At 71.8% G+C, this 2,995-nt stretch carries 4 protein-coding genes; 2 read left to right on the top strand and 2 right to left on the bottom strand.

Annotated features, from left to right (window positions below; genetic code table 11):
* Positions 1 to 312 precede the first annotated feature (312 nt).
* Entirely contained in the window at positions 313 to 636 is a 324-nt protein-coding gene (gene fdxA / locus ABD908_RS26985; RefSeq protein WP_345001939.1) for a ferredoxin, read from the top strand.
* Complete coding sequence (dapC, locus tag ABD908_RS26980) at positions 633 to 1,772, top strand: succinyldiaminopimelate transaminase (protein WP_345001937.1); 1,140 nt, start codon at positions 633 to 635, stop codon at positions 1,770 to 1,772. Before fdxA ends, dapC begins: the two co-directional genes overlap by 4 nt.
* A 78-nt stretch (positions 1,773 to 1,850) precedes the next feature.
* Here the strand turns inward: dapC and ABD908_RS26975 are convergent, their stop codons facing one another.
* Together ABD908_RS26975 and ABD908_RS26970 are read right to left on the bottom strand one after the other, a co-directional pair.
* Positions 1,851 to 2,318 (bottom strand): hypothetical protein, encoded by a 468-nt coding sequence (locus ABD908_RS26975; protein WP_345001935.1) that lies wholly within the window; start codon positions 2,316 to 2,318, stop codon positions 1,851 to 1,853.
* A 14-nt stretch (positions 2,319 to 2,332) separates the two neighbouring features.
* On the bottom strand, positions 2,333 to 2,995 hold a 663-nt coding region (locus ABD908_RS26970), incomplete at its 5' end, for an MspA family porin (RefSeq protein WP_345001933.1).

Genomic DNA, 2,995 nt, shown 5'->3' with positions numbered 1-2,995 from the left:
GCCCGCGCCGGCGTTCGACCTGCTCGGCCGCCTGCCCATGATCGGTGCGGTCGCGGGCTACCTCGGCGAGCGTGCCACGCTGGGCACCGTCCGCGACCGGGCGTCCGACGGTGCCCAGATCGTGGGCCTGGAGGCGGCGTTCGCCGGCGCACCCTCGCCCGAGGGCGACTGACCGCCCGACGTCCGCGACCGGGTGTGCGGCCCGGGCCGTACCGGCGAGCCCAGACGCGACGGGTTAGGGCACACTTCATTCACCCGGCGGACAGGCGCGCGGAATACTGGACCGAAACAGAAGGCCGAAGGAGTGGTGAGGTGACGTACACCATCGCAGAGCCCTGCGTGGATGTCCTGGACAAGGCATGTATCGAGGAGTGCCCTGTCGACTGTATCTACGAGGGTAACCGGATGCTGTACATCCATCCGGACGAGTGCGTGGACTGCGGCGCCTGCGAGCCGGTGTGCCCGGTGGAGGCCATCTTCTACGAGGACGACGTACCCGACGAGTGGGTCGAGTACACGGCGGCGAACGCCGACTTCTTCGACGAGATCGGCTCTCCGGGCGGCGCCGCGAAGGCCGGCAAGATCGACCACGACGCTCCGTTCGTCAAGGCACTGCCCCCGATGAACGAAGAATGACGGGGACCCGCTCGGTGCCCATCCCGTCGCCGCGCCCGCGCACCAGCCCGGCCTCCCGGCTACCCGACTTCCCGTGGGACACACTCGCGGGTGTCAAGGCGACCGCTGCGGCGCATCCCGGCGGCATCGTCGACCTCTCGGTCGGTACACCCGTCGACCCCGTCGCCGAGCCGATCCGCCGGGCGCTCTACGAGGGCTCGGCGTTCCCGGGCTACCCCGCCACCGTCGGCACCCCCGCGCTGCGGGAGGCTGCTGCGGCGGCGCTGACCCGCCGCTACGGCGCGCTCGAGCTACCCGGCGATGCGGTGCTGCCCGTGGTGGGCACCAAGGAGGCCATCGCCTGGCTGCCGACCACCCTGGGCCTCGGCGCGGGCGACACCGTCGTCATCCCGGAGCTCGCGTACCCGACGTACGAGGTGGGCGCGCTGCTCGCCGGCGCGACACCCGTGCGGGCCGACGGGACGGCGCAACTCGGCCCGGCGCCGGTGGCGCTGGTGTTCGTGAACTCGCCGTCGAACCCGACGGGGAAGGTGCTCCCCGCGGAGCACCTGCGCAAGGTGGTCGACTGGGCGCGTGAGCGCGGGGCGATCGTGGCGTCCGATGAGTGCTATCTGGGGTTGGCGTGGGACGCCGAGCCCGTGTCGGTGCTCGACCCGCGCGTCTCGGGCGGCGACCCGACCGGCCTGATCGCGATCCACTCGCTGTCCAAGACGTCGAACCTCGCCTCGTATCGGGCGGGGTTCCTGGCGGGCGACCCGGCCCTGATCGGCGAGCTCACGGCGGTGCGCAAGCACGCCGGGCTCATCATGCCGTTCCCGGTTCAGGCCGCTATGACCTACGCGCTGTCGGTGGACGTGCATGAGGCGCACCAGCGCGAGCGGTACGCCCGCCGCCGCGCCGCGCTGCTCGCCGCGGTGACCGGAGCCGGTTTCCGGGTGGACCACTCCGACGCGGGCCTGTATCTGTGGGCGACCCGTGGTGAGCCTTGCCGCGACACCGTCGCGTGGTTCGCCGAGCGCGGGATCCTGGTGGCGCCGGGCGAGTTCTACGGGCCGTCAGGCACCGAGCACGTGCGAATCGCGATGACGGCGACCGACGAGCGGATCGCAGCGGCCGCGGAGCGCCTCGCATCCTGACCGAGCGCGCCACCTAGGAGAAAGCGCCGCCCCGTGTGAACGGGGCGGCGCTTGTCGTAAGGGGAGTCGGACCAGCCGTCAGCTCGCAGAGCCCGTCACGATCGGTGCGCCGGATGCAGGTGCGGCGGGTGCGCCGGGCACCTCGACGATCGGCGTCGACTTGTCGTCGGTGGGCGCGGTGAACTGGTTGCCGCCCAGCGGCGGCCCGCCCTTGTTCGCGGTCTGGGCGCCGGGGAACGTATCGCTTGCGCTGGAGCTCTTGCTGGCGGAGGCGCCGCCTGCGCTGCCGTAGTCGCCGCCGCCCGCGCCGGTGTCTCCGCCGGCGTTCTCGCCGCCGCCGTTCTCGCCCCCACCGCCGTTCTCACCGCCGCCTCCGCCTCCGCCGCCCTCGCCGCCGCCCTCGTAACTGATCCTGCTCGACACCAGGTGCACGCCGGGCGTCGGCGCGGCGCCCAACACGGCTCCCGTCACGGCCACCACGGTCACCGCAGCCGCAAGCAGTACGCGTGCTGACCGGGCCCGTCGGGGGACCCATCGTCTCGTCATCTCGTCGGAACCCTCTACATCCACGCCGGGCGCGAGTAGGTGAAGATCGTGTTGTCTCCATTGATCGTACTGATGGACAGTCCTGCCGCCAGACGGATGGTGACGGGTCCGGCGCAGGCGTCGATCTTCGCCTCGACGTGGCGCAGGCTGGTCCAGCCGATCTTGGTCTGGAGCTTGCGGGTCGCGATGTCCTGGGTATTGATGGTGCCCGGCTTGAGGGTGGTGCCGATGGACCCGTCGAGGTCGATGCCAGGCTCGGGATTCAACCCGGCGGTCGGGGGCTCGCCTCCCCCGATCGACAGTGAGGGATCGGCGTAATAGTTCGGGTCGGACGAGAGCGAGAGGTTCGCGCCGGAGGACACGTCGGCCTGGCAGCCGACCTGCATCTGTAGCTTGATCTGCGCGGAGTCGACGTTCGTCTTGCCCTTGCCCAGGATCCTGCCGGTCGCGGTGCCGCTCCAGAACGCCTCCCGGGTGAACGGGGTCTCGGCCAGGTTGGGCACGGGCGAGACGGTGACGCCGGTGAGGTCGATGCGGATCGTCCATCCGTCGGGGGTGGTGATCTGGGTGTGCGTGTCGGGCAGCTTCTGCAGCGCGCTCGCCCGGGGCGGCACCGGCGGCTTGAGGGCGGGGGTGGCGCCGGCGCTCGGTTCGGCGCCGGCCGGGCCGGCGCCGAG

This window comes from Tsukamurella soli, from assembly GCF_039541155.1.
Classification (GTDB): domain Bacteria; phylum Actinomycetota; class Actinomycetes; order Mycobacteriales; family Mycobacteriaceae; genus Tsukamurella; species Tsukamurella soli.
This window is presented reverse-complemented; position numbering and strand designations above follow the sequence as displayed.

Excerpts from the sequence above, each read along its gene's own strand:
- ABD908_RS26975 (WP_345001935.1), bottom strand. The coding sequence starts at position 2,318 with ATGACGAGACGATGGGTCCCCCGACGGGCCCGGTCAGCACGCGTACTG.
- dapC (WP_345001937.1), top strand. The coding sequence starts at position 633 with ATGACGGGGACCCGCTCGGTGCCCATCCCGTCGCCGCGCCCGCGCACC.